Source organism: Sediminibacillus albus, from assembly GCF_900101125.1.
GTDB classification, from domain to species: domain Bacteria; phylum Bacillota; class Bacilli; order Bacillales; family Amphibacillaceae; genus Sediminibacillus; species Sediminibacillus albus.
In genome coordinates, this window is sequence record NZ_FNFL01000005.1 from 124,176 (window position 1) to 141,782 (window position 17,607).

14 protein-coding genes are annotated in these 17,607 nt (G+C 42.5%); all 14 read right to left on the reverse strand.

What is annotated here, in order from left to right; translation table 11 throughout:
- Positions 1–18 precede the first annotated feature (18 nt).
- Positions 19–1,449: an Asp-tRNA(Asn)/Glu-tRNA(Gln) amidotransferase subunit GatB gene (gene gatB, locus BLR93_RS13645; protein WP_093215631.1), complete on the reverse strand. Its 1,431-nt coding sequence runs from the start codon at positions 1,447–1,449 to the stop codon at positions 19–21.
- Positions 1,446–2,918 (reverse strand): Asp-tRNA(Asn)/Glu-tRNA(Gln) amidotransferase subunit GatA, encoded by a 1,473-nt coding sequence (gene gatA / locus BLR93_RS13650; protein ID WP_093215633.1) that lies wholly within the window; start codon positions 2,916–2,918, stop codon positions 1,446–1,448. The genes gatB and gatA overlap by 4 nt, the downstream gene beginning before the upstream one ends.
- A gap of 13 nt (positions 2,919–2,931) precedes the next feature.
- Positions 2,932–3,222 (reverse strand): Asp-tRNA(Asn)/Glu-tRNA(Gln) amidotransferase subunit GatC, encoded by a 291-nt coding sequence (gene gatC / locus BLR93_RS13655; RefSeq protein WP_093215635.1) that lies wholly within the window; start codon positions 3,220–3,222, stop codon positions 2,932–2,934.
- A 259-nt stretch (positions 3,223–3,481) separates the two neighbouring features.
- Entirely contained in the window at positions 3,482–4,996 is a 1,515-nt protein-coding gene (gene putP / locus BLR93_RS13660) for a sodium/proline symporter PutP (protein WP_093215637.1), read from the reverse strand.
- Between the two features lie 554 nt (positions 4,997–5,550).
- A complete protein-coding gene (locus BLR93_RS13665) occupies positions 5,551–5,760 on the reverse strand; it encodes a hypothetical protein (protein WP_093215639.1) in 210 nt (69 codons plus the stop codon).
- A gap of 12 nt (positions 5,761–5,772) precedes the next feature.
- Entirely contained in the window at positions 5,773–7,038 is a 1,266-nt protein-coding gene (locus tag BLR93_RS13670; RefSeq protein ID WP_093215641.1) for a helix-turn-helix domain-containing protein, read from the reverse strand.
- Between the two features lie 259 nt (positions 7,039–7,297).
- Positions 7,298–8,845: an L-glutamate gamma-semialdehyde dehydrogenase gene (gene pruA / locus BLR93_RS13675; RefSeq protein WP_093215644.1), complete on the reverse strand. Its 1,548-nt coding sequence runs from the start codon at positions 8,843–8,845 to the stop codon at positions 7,298–7,300.
- Positions 8,846–8,968: 123 nt separating this feature from the next.
- Complete coding sequence (locus BLR93_RS13680; protein ID WP_093215854.1) at positions 8,969–10,147, reverse strand: CamS family sex pheromone protein; 1,179 nt, start codon at positions 10,145–10,147, stop codon at positions 8,969–8,971.
- A 5-nt stretch (positions 10,148–10,152) separates the two neighbouring features.
- A complete protein-coding gene (gene ligA / locus BLR93_RS13685; RefSeq protein ID WP_093215646.1) occupies positions 10,153–12,162 on the reverse strand; it encodes an NAD-dependent DNA ligase LigA in 2,010 nt (669 codons plus the stop codon).
- A gap of 14 nt (positions 12,163–12,176) precedes the next feature.
- Complete coding sequence (gene pcrA, locus BLR93_RS13690; RefSeq protein ID WP_425440950.1) at positions 12,177–14,390, reverse strand: DNA helicase PcrA; 2,214 nt, start codon at positions 14,388–14,390, stop codon at positions 12,177–12,179.
- Between the two features lie 26 nt (positions 14,391–14,416).
- Positions 14,417–15,106 carry a heptaprenylglyceryl phosphate synthase gene (gene pcrB, locus BLR93_RS13695; protein WP_093215652.1) on the reverse strand — a complete coding sequence of 230 codons (690 nt, stop codon included), beginning with the start codon at positions 15,104–15,106 and terminating at the stop codon, positions 14,417–14,419.
- A gap of 246 nt (positions 15,107–15,352) precedes the next feature.
- Positions 15,353–15,940, reverse strand: coding sequence for a class I SAM-dependent methyltransferase (locus BLR93_RS13700; protein WP_245690162.1), 588 nt, complete (start codon positions 15,938–15,940; stop codon positions 15,353–15,355).
- A 41-nt stretch (positions 15,941–15,981) separates the two neighbouring features.
- Positions 15,982–16,881: an NAD(P)/FAD-dependent oxidoreductase gene (locus BLR93_RS13705; protein WP_093215654.1), complete on the reverse strand. Its 900-nt coding sequence runs from the start codon at positions 16,879–16,881 to the stop codon at positions 15,982–15,984.
- A 64-nt stretch (positions 16,882–16,945) separates the two neighbouring features.
- Positions 16,946–17,389, reverse strand: coding sequence for an Rrf2 family transcriptional regulator (locus tag BLR93_RS13710; RefSeq protein ID WP_093215657.1), 444 nt, complete (start codon positions 17,387–17,389; stop codon positions 16,946–16,948).
- Positions 17,390–17,607: the final 218 nt, after the last annotated feature.

The following is a 17,607-nucleotide window of genomic DNA, read 5'->3' on the forward strand; positions in this document are numbered from 1 at the left end:
TCCCCCTTTTTATCTCTGTTAACGTTTGTCCATTTCTTCCTTCAGAATCTTATTGACCATTGGCGGGTTCGCCTGGCCTTTGGTAGCCTTCATCACCTGGCCGACAAGGAAGCCTAAAGCCCGGTCTTTTCCGTTTTTATAATCAATGATCGATTGTTCATTCTCATCAAGGATTCCGGTAACAATTTCCTTCAGCTGGCCTTCATCAGAAATTTGCACTAATCCTTTGTCTTTGACGATTTGCTCTGGATCTCCGCCCTTCTCAACAAGCTCAGAGAAGACCTTCTTGGCAATCTTGGAGGAAATCGTACCATCTTCAATTAATTGAATCATTTTGGCCAGCGATTCCGGTGTCAATGCCAAGTCGTGCAGGTCCTTTTGCTGCTTATTCATATAGGCGGATACTTCTCCCATCAGCCAGTTGGAAGCTTGTTTAATATCTGCTCCCTTGTTGATTGTTTCTTCGAAGAAGTCCGACATTTCTTTCGTACTCGTCAATACCATGGCATCATAAGCTGGCAGCTCCAACTCGTTGACATAACGAAGCTTTCGGGCATCCGGCAGCTCCGGAATTTGCGAACGGATTCTGTCTTTCCAAGCTTCATCGATATACAAAGGAACTAAATCAGGCTCAGGAAAATAACGGTAATCATCTGAACCTTCCTTCACCCTCATTAAAATCGTTTCTTTTGTTTGCTCATCATAGCGCCTAGTTTCTTGAAGAATTTCCCCGCCGGAGAGCAATACTTTCTGCTGACGCTTTTCTTCAAATTCAAGTCCTTTTTGAACAAACGAGAAGGAATTCAGGTTTTTTAGCTCGGTCTTCACACCAAACTCATCCTGGCCAATCGGGCGGATTGACAGGTTGGCATCACAGCGCAGGGACCCTTCTTCCATCTTACAGTCGGAAACCCCTGTATATTGGATAATGTTTTTTAGTTTCTCTAAGTAAGCATAAGCTTCTTGAGGAGAACGCAAATCAGGTTCCGAAACAATCTCGATTAACGGTGTCCCCTGGCGGTTGTAATCGACCAACGAATAACCATCATCATTATGAGTCAGCTTACCAGCGTCTTCTTCTAAATGTAGGCGGGTAATCCCGATTCTCTTTTTCTTACCGTCTACTTCAATTTCAATCCAGCCATGTTCTCCAATTGGCTGATCAAATTGAGAGATTTGGTATGCCTTCGGGTTATCCGGATAGAAATAGTTCTTACGGTCGAACTTGGTATCTGTAGCGATTTCACAATTCAAAGCCATTGCTGCCTTCATCGCAAAGTTGACTGCTTCCTCGTTTAGCACTGGCAAAACACCAGGATAACCTAGATCAATCGGATTGACATTGGCATTTGGCTCGGCACCAAAGTGGTTGTAGCTTGGACTGAAAATCTTCGAATCCGTTTTTAGCTCTACGTGGACTTCAAGACCGATGATTGTTTCAAAATTCATTTGTTGGCACCTCCCAGTTCAGGCTGTTTTTTATGATGGTCGGTTGCCTGTTCAAACGCATACGCTGTCCGCAGCATGGTGCTTTCATCAAAGTGTTTGCTGATTATTTGCAAACCAATCGGCAATCCATCGCTGGAAAAGCCGCAAGGAAGCGACATGCCCGGAACGCCGGCAAGGTTGACAGGGATAGTCAAAATATCGTTAGCATACATTGTGAGTGGATCATCGATGATTTCGCCGACTTTAAAAGCAGGAGTCGGGGTAGTAGGTCCAATAATAACATCATAATCCTCAAATACCTTTTCAAAATCATTTTTTATCAATGTCCGTACCTTTTGGGCTTTTTTATAGTAAGCATCATAGTAGCCAGAGCTTAGTGCGAAGGTACCAAGCATTATCCGGCGTTTTACTTCATCTCCGAAGCCTTCGCTCCTAGAACGCTTGAACATGTCAAGCATGCTTCCTGCCTGTGCGGAACGGACACCATAACGGACTCCGTCAAAACGGGCCAGGTTGGCAGAAGCTTCCGATGAGGAAAGCAAATAATACGCTGCTACCGCATAACGGGAATGAGGAAGAGAAACCTCTTCCCATGTTGCGCCTAAGTCCTCATATACCTTTAATCCATTCAAAACGGCTTCTTTTACTTCCGGAGAGACGCCCTCTGCCAAGTATTCAGAAGGAACAGCTATTTTGAGCCCTTTTACTCCCTGGTCAAGCGTTTCACTATAATTAGGAATATCAATGTCTACAGAAGTAGCATCCATCGGATCATGGCCAACAATGGCTTGTAAGAGATGGGCATTATCTTCAACGGTTCGAGTAATCGGCCCGATTTGATCCAAGGAAGAAGCAAAAGCGACTAAACCAAATCTGGACACGAGTCCGTATGTAGGCTTGGAACCAACCACACCGCAAAAAGCTGCCGGCTGGCGAATCGATCCGCCTGTATCAGATCCCAGCGAGAAGAAGACCTCTTTGGCCGCTACAGCAGCTGCAGAGCCGCCGCTCGATCCGCCTGGAACATAATCGGTGTTCCAAGGATTACGTGTGGCAAAATAGCTTGAGTTTTCATTGGATGATCCCATAGCGAATTCATCCATATTTAATTTACCGATGGTAACGGTATTTTCTTTCTGCAGCTTTTCCATCACAGTAGCATCGTACAGTGGATCCGTTAAGTTATCTAAAAACTGGCTGGCACAGGTTGTGCGTAAGCCTTTAGTAACAATGTTATCCTTGATCCCGATTGGCAGGCCGTATAATAAAGATGTATGTTCCCTGGATTGTTGATCCAGCTGTTTTGCTTGTGCTTTTGCTTTTTCTTCATCAAGCGTCAAAAATGCTTTGACTTGATCGTCGACAGCGTTGATGCGGCTGTAAGACTCAGCAACCAAATCGCTGACAGTGATTTCCTTGTTATGTAGCTTATCTTGTAACTCTTTTAACGTATAATCAAAAAGCGACATTGTTCAGGCCTCCTTATTCAAGTATTGATGGCACACGGAACTGGCCATCCTGCTTATCCGGTGCATTTTTAAGTGCGTCTTCTTTATCGATCCACTTTCTAGGTTGATCCTTGCGCATCACATTTTTCAAATCTAAAACATGCGTTGTAGGCTCCACATCATCTGTATTTAGTTCATTCAAGCTTTCTGCATAATGAATGATATCATCCAGCTGTTTCGTCATTTTTTCGACTTCTTCGTCACTTATAGCCAACCTGGCAAGATGGGCTACATGCCTTACTTGTTCCTTTGAGATATTAGACATCTCAGTCACCTCCGTTTAGATTATTCGTTTATGAAAAACAGGATCGCGCTTGATTTCTACACTAGAGAAATCCTCCTGATCCGAATAACAGCAATATTTATGATAATAGCAAAAATACTGGACCATTGGCAACTTGTACTAATGCCATTCCTGTTTATTCTACCATGTTTCCTGGCGCTGCTGAAATAGATTCGCCTGCACAGGCCTTTTAAGTATAGAAAAAAGAGCCCTCCCAAAGGAAGGGCTCTTTGAACATTTATTAATATCTTGATTTCGCTTCATTAAATTCAGCTTCAATTTCGGGATGAGGCGTGCCTGCCATACTAACCAACACAGTTACAATAAGGTTAAGCAAGAATCCTGGCACAATCTCATACAATTCGAAGATGCCCCCGGAGAGGAAATCTCCCCAGATAACAACCGTTAACGCACCAACAATGATACCGGCGAGCGCACCATTCCTTGTTATACCTTTCCAGAATAACGACAGGATGATGATTGGTCCGAAGGCAGCTCCGAAGCCTGCCCATGCATAACTAACCAGTTCTAATACAGAGCTTTCCGGGTTCGAAGCAACAAACGTCGCAATCAAGGCAATAACAATAACTGCCCCACGGCCAACCCATACTAGTTCGCGTTCACTGGCATTCTTGCGCAGAATCGCTTTGTAAAAGTCTTCCGCAACAGCTGAAGATGATACAAGCAGCTGGGAGTCAATAGTACTCATAATTGCTGACAGAATTGCAGCCAGCAAAATACCGGCGATGATTGGATCAAATAAAATCTGCGAAAAAGCAATAAAGATTTTTTCCGAGTCTGCCAGCATTTGCACTCCATTTTCGCTAGTTACTTCAATGCCGAATTGGGACAATACCCCTACATCCTGGGTATTGATGAACGCAAGTCCGGCAAAGCCGGTAAATACAGCGCCATATAAACCAAGAATCATCCATGTAGTACCAATAAGCTTGGCCATTGGTACATCCTTCGGCGAACGAAGAGCCATAAACCTGGTAATGATGTGAGGCTGCCCGAAATAGCCAAGCCCCCATGCAAAAGATGACAAGATGGCGATTGTCCCTACTCCTGCCACCATATTTAAATGACCTGGATCAATTTGTCCTACAGCATCAACGGTAGCATCCCAACCGCCAATTACGAAGATAGCCCGAATCGGTACAACAATCAACGCAATAAACATTAGGATACCCTGGATGAAGTCTGTCCAGCTTACTGCCAGGAATCCACCGAGGAATGTATAAGAGACAATGACAATAGCACCAATCCATAGTGCCTGATTGTAGGATAGGCCGAATGAAGCTTCAAATAGCTTTGCGCCCCCTACCATACCTGATGAAGTGTAAAAAGTGAAGAAAATTAATATTACAATTGCTGATATTACACGTAATATGTGGGATGAATCGCGGAAACGATTTTCTAAGAAGTCAGGAATCGTGATGGAATTGTTAGAGACTTCCGTATAAACCCTCAGGCGTTTTGCTACAAACTGCCAGTTTAAGTAAGCACCAATAGAAAGCCCGACAGCCATCCATGCTTCTGCCATTCCTGCTGCATATACAGCCCCCGGCAAACCTAGCAGTAGCCAACTACTCATATCCGAAGCTCCAGCACTTAATGCGGCAACTCCAGGCCCCAGCCTTCTGCCTCCAAGTACATAATCTGATAAATCATTTGTTAATCGATACGATATGACCCCGATCAGGAGCATACCTATTAAGTAAACTATAAAAGTTATTAACGTAGCTGTTCCCATGTTTGTTTATTCTCTCCTCTCAATAAATAAAGTAGTTATCGCTAAAATAATTAAAATTGGCATAGGTACAAATAACCAAAACCAGGTGGCACCAGTCAGTCCGAATTCTTCCATCTTTTCTCCCCTCCTTTTTATACATTATGTATGCATTTTCGCTTTCATCATGTATAAAAAGTTAAAAACGAAAATACAGACACAACATATCCACTATATCATACCTTGGTTTTCAGAACATTACAAAAGTTATTTAAAATCGCTGCTGATTTATATTTATTCAATTTTTTGTCGCTTTTTGTATATATTTAGCGATTAAGATAATATCTATTCAATAAAATTAATAAAATTAAATGAGTATTTTTACCTGTAAGCGCTTTATATTGAACAAATATTCGAAAAATAGATCCACAAATAAAGTTCCATCAGGTTACTTATTATATAAACAGCAAATATAAAAACAAAAAAAGACCCGAAACAGTGTCCATTGAACACCATTTCGAGCAAGTAAGGTTTAGTAGGTAGTAGTATAATTAAAGCAATAAATTAATATTGCTTCATTAATAAAATAAGTTTTGCGAGAAGATGCTTGGTTCTGCTTCATGAGATAAGTCAAAAGAAAAAATACTCGGTTCTGCCTCATGAGATAGGTCAAAAGAGAAGATGCTTGGTTCTGCTTCATGAGCTGTTTCAGTTAGATATCCTTGTAACTGGCTACTCGCACCTAAAACAGCTAATGATATTACCAAATATACGATTAATTTTTTCATATTCCATCCTCCTTATATTCTTATTAATTGTTCATATGAATAATTGGCAAGCTTATAGTATTCAGTTGCACTTTTATACTTATTTTTATCTTCAAAATGCTTACCAACCATATTCGCATAGATAACTAAATTGGCATAATTTTTCTGTTTTTTTAAAAAGGGAATGAATTCTCCTATAACAAAGCTTTCAAATGCCTCATGTTCTTCATCTAATGCATATTTATATGTTCTTAACTCATAATCAAAAAATTTATGGCGTTCTTTGTCTATTTCATTTAGTATTCTATTACCTTCGTTAACCATTGCCCTAGCCTCTATATGATTACGACTTCTGTAATACTCTTTCACTAGAGAAGTTACAGCTAAAAGTCTATCTTTTAAAGCCAAAGCGTTTTTTTCTTCTAAAACCTCATTGAAACATATTATTGATTGTTTGGTATCTCCTTTAGAAGCATAAAGGTGCCCCAAGTTAATATTCGTTAACTGAATTAGATCATCTTTTTTATTAAGTTTTGCTAAGTGCTGAGCAAGATTATAATTTTTTATTGCTTTATCGTAAATCCTAATCCTGCGGTAAGAGATCCCTAACAAAATGTGGCATTGTGCACAGCGAATAAAGTTATAATTTTTACTGTAGGCCTCTAATGCCTGGTTTGCATAATCGATAACCTCTAAAGTGTTGCGCAGCTTACTGTATGTAACAGCCAAGGTATACTTCAAATCGGCAACCTCAGCTTCTGATAATTCAATCTGGTTAGTCTTTTCTTCGGCAAGCTTATAAAACCTGAATGCTTGGTTGAATTCTTCGATAACAGAATTATAGTTGCCTTTAAATTTCAGCCAAAAGTAAAGCTGATAGTTATCGAATGTGTTAGAAACTTCTTTCAGGTTGTTGATTTGTTTTAAAGCTAAGTTCACTTCATCAATAATTAAGTAATAACGAATCTTATGAATCTCAAATAATACTTGGGTATGTGAATAATTATTTTCAATAATTTCCTGTAATTCTTCGTATTTATTAGTGATTTCTGTTTTACTATTTACCTCAAATAACATGTCAAACCATTCCTGGCATTTTTCCTTCAGCAAAGAATCGTCTTCGCTTTTCACTTCAACGCCAAGCTTCGTGCACAGCATGTTGATCACATCTGTACTTGGTTCTGTCCGCCGATTTTCAATCTTGGATAAGTAGGACTCGGATACAATCCCTTCTGCCAGCTCTTCTTGTGTCATGTTTTGTTTGACTCTATGCAGTTTAATAAAAGGGCCAATTTCCATAGATTGTCCACCTCATACATACATTTAGGGTAAATAACCTACTTTTTTATAGATCATCTTAGACCAATTGGACTAATCTATAAATATGGTTTTTTCCTATAGCTTTATAATAACACATTTCCTAAAAATTCATATTGGGAAAGTTATAGCGCTTTTTCGTTGATTAACCATATAAAAACTTTCCTACTTTCCTAAATAAAGAAACCCGGCATTATCGATTAGATAATGGCCGGGTTGGAAAAAGAAAAACAATCTATTTTTATAGCATTTCAGACGTTGTTTTCGGCTGCATAAGGTGTGACAAGTAATCAGGACCGCCAGCTTTAGAGTCTGTTCCTGACATATTAAAGCCGCCAAACGGATGGTACCCAACGATGGCTGCTGTACAGCCGCGGTTGAAGTATAGGTTACCAACATGGAAATCCTGGCGAGCCTGCTCAATATGCTCTCTATTGTTGGTAATGACCGCACCTGTCAAGCCATATTCCGTATTGTTGGCAATCTCGATAGCTTCATCGAAGTTCTTCGCTTTGGTGAAGCCAACAACCGGTCCGAAGATTTCTTCCTGCATGATACGGGAATCTGGGGCAAGATCAGCAAAAACGGTCGGATGAACAAACCATCCTGTAGAGTTATCTCCTGTACCGCCCGCCATCAATCTTCCTTCTTGCTTGCCAATTTCAACATAGTCAAGAATCTTATTGTAGGCAGCTTCATCAATGACAGGTCCCATGTACGTATCATGGCGAGTCGGATCTTGTACATTAACTTCTTTGGTTTTTTCCACTACACGAGCCAACAAGTCATCATAAATGTCTTCGTGAGCTACTACGCGGGAGCAAGCAGAACATTTTTGTCCTGAAAATCCAAAAGCAGAATAAGTAATCGCATCTGCTGCAAGCTCCAAGTCAGAATTGTCGTCGACCACAATGGTATCTTTTCCGCCCATTTCAATGATGGTACGCTTCAACCATTTTTGCCCGAGCTGTACAACGGCGGCACGTTCAAAGATACGCGTACCTACTTCTCTCGATCCAGTAAAGTTGATGAACCTTGTACGCGGATGGTCAACCAAATAGTCGCCTACTTCGGAACCGCTTCCAGGTACATAGTTAACAACACCTGCTGGCATACCCGCCTCCTCTAACACTTCCATCAGCTTGTACGCAATGATTGGTGTTGTACTGGCAGGCTTTAACAACACTGTGTTGCCGGTTACCATTGGCGCTACCGTTGTTCCAGCCATAATGGCGAATAAGAAGTTCCATGGAGAAATGACGATACCTACACCCAACGGGATGTAATGAAGCCGGTTGTTTTCAATCTCACGGCTGTTAATTTCCTCGCCATTTTTCAAATCAAGCATTTGACGGCCATAGTATTCCATGAAGTCGATCGCTTCTGCTGTATCAGCATCAGCTTCCTTCCATGGCTTGCCGCCTTCTTTTACTAAGTGAGCAGTGAACTCATGCTTTCGTCTGCGAACGATAGCCGCTGCACGGAATAGAATATCAGCGCGCATTTCCGGATTGGTCTTGCGCCACCATTCGAAAGTTTCATCTGCTATCTTCATAGCTTTCTCAGCAAGCTCCTGGTTTGCTTTCGAAACATAACCAATCACTTCTGATTTATTAGCAGGATTGTAAGAAACAATTTTTTCTTCTGTAGTAATACGCTCTCCACCAATAATCAGCGGATACTCTTTGCCAAAGTCAGCCTCAGCCTTCTTTAGTTCCGCTTCCAAAGCTTTGCGATTCTCTTCAATCGTAAAATCTGTAAAAGGTTCGTGCTTGTAAGGTGTTACCATCAACATGACCTCCTTATTCTTTCGAAACATTCTACCTGAACACTTGCTTAATAGATTGTCAGGCGCAACCATATCCCATTTTACCCGATATTTTTAAACACTTCAAATTATTCAGAAAGAGATTTACTGATAGATATGAACTTCAGGTTCATCCTGCCCTGCATCCCTTGTTATCAGACTCTCCTGATTGTTTCCAGATGTGATATTAATTTCAAGCTCATAATAGTTTTCAAATGTTTCCATTGCCAAACCATAGACGTATTGAGTGAATCCAACTACCTCAGCCTTCCCATTGAATTCAATTGGAATTTCCACGCGCAGTTTTTGTAATTCCTCATTAATATAAAAACCTTTTCCAATTACGCCTGTGTAATTCGGAAAATACTCAGCAACATCCTGCTCGAATGTCTTCAAACGGTCACTTTCCTCGGTGTACTTCTCTTCTGCCTCGTCTGAAGGGAAGAGGATGTTTTCTTCATCGATAGTTTCCCATTCGCCGATCGAAGATGAATTGGCTGCCACATTAGTCTTCGCTACGAAGCTTCCCGGAACCAGGGAACCGCGGTCTTCCTCACGGTATAAGGCAATCATAATTGGTACATCTGGTACATCCTCCATCTTCCGCATTCTTTTAAGTACTTCCTCGGCTATCTTTTTTCCTTCTGACAACATTTCCTTCATGCTAATATCTTTATAATAATAGGGGCCGCCTATTTCTGTTTGAAAGCGGTAATTGGATTTTAAGGCAAGGCCGATGGAAATCCCGCCAAGCTCTACGGTATTTTCGCCTTTTTTCTGCAGATAGTCCTGTTCTAAAATATGCGATAAATACTTGGGGCTTTCTCTGTGAGCCTCCTTGTCGGAATCATCTTTAATAATCGGGTTTAAGCCTGGATCTTCTTCCTTCCCTTCTTCACTTTCTTCCTCTTTATCATCAGGGGTTTCTTCCCTGCCCAGCCAATCATAAATCGTATCCTCGTCTAACTTCTGTCCCTCTTGAAAGTAGAACTTATCTGGGTCAAACGACTGTTTTGAATGTCGGCGCAGCCCTTCCTCAAATTCGCTAATATCCAGGCGGTTGGCAACCTGGTTGACAATCACGCCCCGTGCCTTGCTTAATTTATAAGGAAGAATTACCTTGTACTCTTCTTCGCTGACATTGTAGCTGGGGATTATGGCCGTTTCCTGCTGGGTGGTATCATCCTGGTTTTCCTCGATAACTTCCTCTTCATTATCAAAGGACGGTGCACAACCGGCAAGCGCCAGAAGCACACACATCCATAGAGCCAATTTTCTTTTCACGCTTTTCACTCCTCATCCTCCAAGGCTTTCTTCAGTTGCTCTTCATCCCAAATCTGTACGTTTAATTGCTTTGCTTTGTCATATTTTGAACCAGCATCTGCTCCGGCAATTAACAAATCGGTTTTGGCGCTGACACTTCCCGTTACTTTGCCGCCTAGTGCTTCCACTTTGTCTTTTGCCTCTTGGCGAGTGAGTATTTCCATTTTCCCTGTTAAAACAATGGTTTTACCGGCAAACAGGGAGTCTTCGTTTTTCTCTGATTTTTTAATCCCTTTGTAGTCCATGTTCAGCCCTAGCTCTTTCAGCTCGCCGATCAATTGCTTCACTTGTTCTTTACTGAAATAACGTACGACAGAATCGGCCATTTTGTCGCCAATTTCATGGACAGCGGTTAAATCATGGTAATCTGCCTGCTGAAGCTGGTCGATATCTTCAAATTCTTCCGCCAATATTCTAGCTGCCTTTGCTCCAACGAAGCGGATTCCTAATCCGAATAATAAGTGCTCCAGGGAGTTTTGCTTCGAAACCTCGATCGCTTTCAGTAAATTGTCGACGGACTTATCTCCCATCCGTTCCAATTTAAGCAGTTCTTCCCGTTCAAGTTTATAAATATCGGATATTTGGTGGACGAGATTTTCGTCAAACAATTGTTCAATGACTTTCTCTCCGAGTCCATCAATGTTCATCGCATTTCTGGAAACGAAATGGATCAAGCCTTCCTTTAACTGGGCCGGGCAATTGGGATTGATGCATCGCAAGGCAACTTCTTCTTCTAAACGAACCAGTTCACTCCCGCATGCTGGACATTCCGTCGGCATATGGAATTCCTTTTCTTCTCCAGTCCGCTGGTCGGTGACTACTCGAACTACTTCCGGAATGATATCGCCCGCTTTTTTAATAACAACCGTATCGCCAACGCGTATATCCTTGTCGCGAATTAAGTCTTCATTATGAAGGGAAGCTCTCTGTACAGTTGTTCCAGCAACTTTGACAGGATCCAGCAAAGCTGTTGGCGTTACAACTCCTGTTCTTCCGACACTCAATTCAATATCATACAATTTGGTAATGGCCTCTTCCGCAGGAAATTTATAAGCAATCGCCCAGCGCGGGCTTCTTGCCGTGAATCCCAATGTCTCCTGCTGATCCAACCGGTCTACTTTAATTACGATGCCGTCAATTTCGTAGCTTAGCTCTGCTCGTTTCTCTACCCATTCATTCACATATTCGATTACCTCGTCGATATCTGCACACTTTCGCCATTCCGGATTGGTTTTCAGGCCCAGCTTTTGCATATAATCAAGCCGTTCACTATGTGAGGAAAGTGTACCTGCTTCCCACTGGCCAACACCGTACAAGAAGATATCTAAGTTCCGCTTCGCTGCTATGCGGGGATCAAGCTGGCGCAGCGAACCTGCTGCTGCATTTCTTGGATTAGCAAACGGTTCTTCCCCATTTTCTTCTTTGGCAGCATTCAATGCTAAAAAGGACTTTTGCGGCATGTAAGCTTCCCCGCGGACTTCTATGGCTTCTTTTTGGCCGATTTTTAAAGGAATGCTGCGGATCGTGCGAAGATTGGTGGTAATATCTTCGCCAACGGTTCCATTACCGCGGGTTGCGCCTTGTACTAATTGGCCGTCTTCATATTTCAGAGATACGGCAAGACCATCAATTTTCAATTCACAAACGTAGGTTACATCTCCACCTGCTCCTTCGCGTACCCGGCGGTCAAAGGCACGCAGGTCTTCTTCGCCAAAAGCGTTTGCCAGGCTTAACATTGGAATGGTATGCTCTACTTTTTTAAAGGCATCAATCGGTTCTCCCCCGACACGCTGGGAAGGGGAATCGTCCGTGATTAATTGCGGATACGCCGCTTCTAAATCCAGCAGCTCCTGCATTCGTTTATCATACTCTGCGTCTGGAACACTTGGTTTGTCCAGCACATGGTATTCATGATTGTATTGGTTTATTTTGTCTTTTAGTTGGTCTATTGCTGCCTTTGCTTGTTGTTCATTCATGACAAACACCTCAATTATTCTTTAGTTATTGGGGCGAACTTTGCCAGGAGCCGCTTAATCCCGGTTGGAGCCGGAAAGGCAATATCCAATTCCATCGACTCGCCCTCCCCATGAACCTTGACAACGGTTCCTTGGCCCCATTTTTTATGGTTGGCTTTATCACCAGCCTGCCAGCCAATTGTTTCTCCTCCAGTAGTAGTCGACCGTTTCATTTTCTTTGCTGAACGTTTCGGTGCAGCAAGAGGATCTGGCTTTGACTGGGTTGGGCCAAAGCCGAGCGGTGCTTGTTTCGCTTCTTCAAGCCCTTCGATGAGCTCCTGGGGAATTTCATTGATAAATCGGCTGACAGGATTCATATTCGTTCTTCCGTATAGGGTCCGCATTTTTGCATGGGTAATATACAATTGCTTTTCCGCTCTGGTAATTCCTACGTAAGCGAGGCGGCGTTCCTCTTCCATCTCTTCTTCATCCATAATCGAACGGCTGTGCGGGAAGACATTCTCCTCCATGCCAATTAAAAATACGACCGGGAATTCCAGACCCTTGGCAGCATGCAGTGTCATCAGGACAATTTTGTTATCTCCCATCGGATCTTCGTCGGCCCGGTCGATATCAGCAATCAAAGCCAAATCGGTCAAAAATGCAATTAACGTCTTATCTTCGCTATTCTCCTCAAAATGCTTCGTTACTGTTTTAAACTCTTCCAGGTTTTCCAGGCGGCTTTGCGCTTCGATACTGCGCTCGTTCATGAGCATTTCCTCATAGCCTGTCCCTTTTAAAACTTGTTCAACCATATCAGTAGCCGTTAAAAATTCCTGCTGCTTCGTCCAATTACGGATCAATGCGCCAAACTCTGCCAGGGACTTGGCCGCCTTGCCGCTGACACCAGCAAAATCAACTTCCTGAACAGCGGTGTACAAGGAAATGTCATGGTCTGCAGCATATGCCTGCAGCTTTTCCAGCGATGTCTTTCCTACTCCGCGTTTGGGCTCATTTACTACCCTGGCAAAGCTCAAGTCATCATCCGGATTGGCAATCAGCCGGAGGTAAGCGAGCATATCCTTAATCTCTTTACGGTCGTAGAACTTTGTTCCGCCGATGATTTGGTAAGGAATATTAGCCTTCACAAACGTTTCCTCAATGGAACGTGACTGTGCATTGGTTCTGTATAAGATGGCGATGTCCTTATAGGTGAAATCTCCTGAAGCAACAAATTGTTCAACTTTATCGGCAACAAACAATCCTTCATCCTGCTCCGTAGCCGCCTGGTAATAACGGATTTTTGATCCTTCGCTATTGTCTGTCCAGAGATTTTTCGGCTTTCTGCCGCTGTTGTTCTTTATAACCGTATTAGCAGCATCCAGAATCGACTTAGTCGAACGGTAATTTTGTTCAAGCATCACAGTGGAGGCATTCGGATAATCTTTTTCAAAAGAAAGGATATTTTGAATATCCGCTCCCCGCCACCGGTAAATCGACTGGTCTGAATCCCCGACGACGCAAAGGTTCTGGTAGCGTTTAGCCAGCTGTTTCACCAGATAGTACTGTGCATGGTTGGTATCCTGGTACTCATCGACATGGATGTATTGGAAGCGGCGCTGATAGTATTCCAATACTTCGGGTACCCGGTCGAATAGATGGATTGTTTGCATAATCAAATCGTCAAAATCCAATGATTGGTTTTTCCGCAATGTTTTTTGGTAGCGTTCGTATACATCAGAAACCTGTTTATCGTAAAAGTTGCCGACTTGTTTACTGTATTCTTCCGGAGTGACCAATTCGTTTTTAGCCGAACTGATTGCTCCCAGCATTGCTCTAGGTTCAAACTTTTTAGGATCTACATTAAGATCTTTCAGAATTTGCTTAATGACAGACAACTGGTCGCCGCTGTCCAAAATCGAAAAATTACTATTGTAACCTATACGGTCGATATCTCTTCTTAATATCCGTACACACATGGAGTGAAAGGTGGATACCCAGATACTAGAGGCATCAGGCCCGACTAGTTGATATACTCTATCTTTCATTTCCCGTGCTGCTTTGTTGGTGAAAGTAATGGCCAGGACGCTTCTTGGCGACACTTCTTTTTCACCGAGCAAATACGCGATACGATGGGTGAGCGCACGTGTCTTTCCACTTCCAGCACCCGCCATAATCAACAGCGGGCCTTCCGTATGTGTAACAGCTCTCCGTTGTTCTTTATTTAATCCTTTTAGCAAGTCATCCATAGTTTGACTCACATTAGACACCACCTTTATTTATTTCCCTTGACTGCCTTGACAGTTTTGATTGCGGTTTTGAAATTATCGTATATACTGTTGCCAACGACAACCACGTCGGCATGTTGTTTCATTTCTTTTGCTTGTTCCGGCGTGGAAATTCCGCCGCCATAGAACAAGATCGTTTGCTCCAGCTGCTGCTGCACCTTTTCCACCAGTACGGGATCCCCGTATGTACCACTATATTCTAAATAAAAGATGGGCAGATGGAACATATGCTCAGCCATTTGCGCGAAAGCCACTATATCTTCCTCTGATGGCATGTAACAATCCGTGACCTGAAACGCCTTGGCGTCTTCGTTTAAAATACAGTAACCTTCGACAAACAATTCGTTCCAGTCGATCACCTCTCCGAATTCTTTAACCGCCTTGTGTTGGATGTCCAGCATCCACTTCTTTTCCCTGCTGTTTAATACCATCGGAATATAGTAAAAGTCAAATCCCGGAGTAATAGCTTCCAGGTTAGAAACCTCTAAAACGCATGGAACCGTATGACGGCGAATCCTAGATAATAAATGAAGGACACCATCCAAAGTCACATTGTCTGTTCCTCCTACAATAACTGCGTCTGTTCCTGATTCACAAACCTGTTCCAATGCTTCATCAGAAATCTCCTTATCCGGATCCAACTTGAAAACATGCTCCCACTGCTTCATATCATACATTCAACAACTACCTCCATCCGGAGCCGGCCACGGCCCGGCTGCTAAAGTGACCCCCTGATTGCACAGAGGTTCTAATATATATCCATCTAATCATTATACCAAAAAACAATCAATGAATAGAGTGAAAAAAGAGTGAAGTTTTAGAGGGATTTTCAGGCAGGAAGTTTGGGGCCTGTCCCGTGAAGGTTAGAAAAAACCGCTTGGTTTGTTTTCCAAGCAGTTTGGCAATTTTTTATGAACAAGCATTTATTTCTGAGCAATGATGATGTACACCGCATCAGTCGGTCTTCTCCTCTGTATCACATGAAATCCTGCATCTTCCAATTCCTGTTCCATCACCGAAGAGGCAATCCGCGGGTGGCTTCCGTTATCCTCGTACTTCTCCAATTCAACACAAACAAAATATCCTTCAGGCTTCAGCACTTGCTTGATTTGCTGCAGGGAATGAGACAGTGGATGGATCTCATGAAGCACCAGCGATGCCAATGCAATGTCTATGGATTCCTCAGATAGGGGGATATCCTCCATGCTCCCTTTCAGCGTTTTGACATTGGTTACATTGTCCTTTCTTGCTTTGGATTGAATAATCTGCAGCATATCAGGGTCTAAGTCCAATGCATAAACCGGTCCACCCACGATTTTAGCAGCAGGAATCGTCATATAACCGGTACCGGCACCTACATCCAAAATAGCATCCCCCTGCTTAACCGGAATCATATTCAATAGCTGACCTGGCGGTATATCGTCTCTTTTGTCTGGATTATCAAGAAATTCCATTTTTCTCGCTAACCGTTCCTTTTTCATCAATTCAGCGTCATGCTTTCGTCTTTCCATGTATTTTATTCCTCCTCTTTCGTAACTACTGGTCATCATTTTTAGAAATCTTCGTTCACTAATTCAGCTACTACAGCAATCGCAGCTTTACTCCCCTCGCTTGCTGCGATGATTAATTGGGCAGGGGCGACGATGGAATTATCTCCACTCGCAAAGAGTCCTTCAACCTCCGTACGCCCAAAGTCATCTGTTTCGATGCCCCCCATCTCACTCATAGCGCATCCTAAGCTTTCAGCTAGTGCAGATGCCTGCTTGAGCTTACTCGCGACAAAGCCACCTTCCCTTTCGATTTCTTTCCCATTCTTAAATCGGATTTTTTTCAACTGGCCTTTGTCACCTTGTAAACTTTCTATTTCATCTTCCACGACTATGATGTTTTTCTTTGTCAGTAATTCATTCTGCTCTTTTGAGAAAAGAGTCTTTCCATTCGTACAAACAACAAGGTCTTTACTCCAATTAAAAATCATTTTAGCCAAGTGCATTGCACGCTCATCTTCTGCAATGACGACTAGCGGACGGTCTCTTAATTCCCAGCCGTCACAAAATGGACAACTAAACAAACTCGTGCCATACATATCATATATTCCTTCGATATCAGGCAATATGTCTTTAAGGCCTGTAGCTAAAATAACCTTTCTCGTACGATAACTAATACCATCATCTGCTTGAACCAAAAAGAATCCGTCTTGTTTTTGAATGGCTGTAACACGTTGATGGCGGATTTCAAGACTCGGGTATTCCTTCAACTCTTCCTTGGCAAGCCGTTTGAATTCTGATGGTTTAATCCGGTCTCTTGTAATAAAACCGTGAGATTCATACGTGACAGCGTTTCTTGGTTTATCTTCATCGAACAGCACGATCTTCTTGTTTGCCCTGGCAAGGACAAGCGATGCATTTAGCCCGGCGGGTCCCCCTCCAACAATTACACAATCCAACAACATAGCATGTTCCTCCTTTAATTAGGTATATTAAAGACTCTTAATATCTACAATTTGTATAAAAAAATTAATGGGTATGGTTCGCTGTATTTTTCTCGTCCCTTGCGGCTTCCATTTGTCTTGCAATATCACTTATATACTTTTGATCTAATTCATCCCTCAGTTTTTCTTCTGCATCGATCATTACGTTTTCAATCAAACATTTTCCATTATGGGATTCTTCGTGTTCCATGGAGCAGCTGAACAGCGTTGTCTTCCCCTCGATTGCCTGAATCACATCTAAAAAAGAGATTTCACGGGAACGCCTTACGATACTGTACCCGCCTTTGACGCCAGGAGTCGACTCAATTAATCCCGCCTTTACCAGCTTGGTTAAAATTTTGGACAAGTATGTCGGGGACAGATCTTGTGCCTTCGCCAATTGGTCTACGCCAACCGATTTCCCCCTCGGCACTATCATTAAATGTACCATTGTGTGCAGTGCATAATTAGTAGCTCTTGAATATTTCACATACGCTCTCCTTCCAAGTATATTATAGACCCTTAATGTCTTTAATTTAGTTTAAACGAAACAAAATAAAATATCAAGATACTTGCCTTTGGATTTTCATGTTAAGGTCAAAAGGTTTGCTTCCACGCATCTGGAAAACATCGTTCTAACCCCTGTAACTCATCGATGTTTTTCCTTACTCGACCTACTAGTTAATCAAATGGAAAACCAAATCTCCT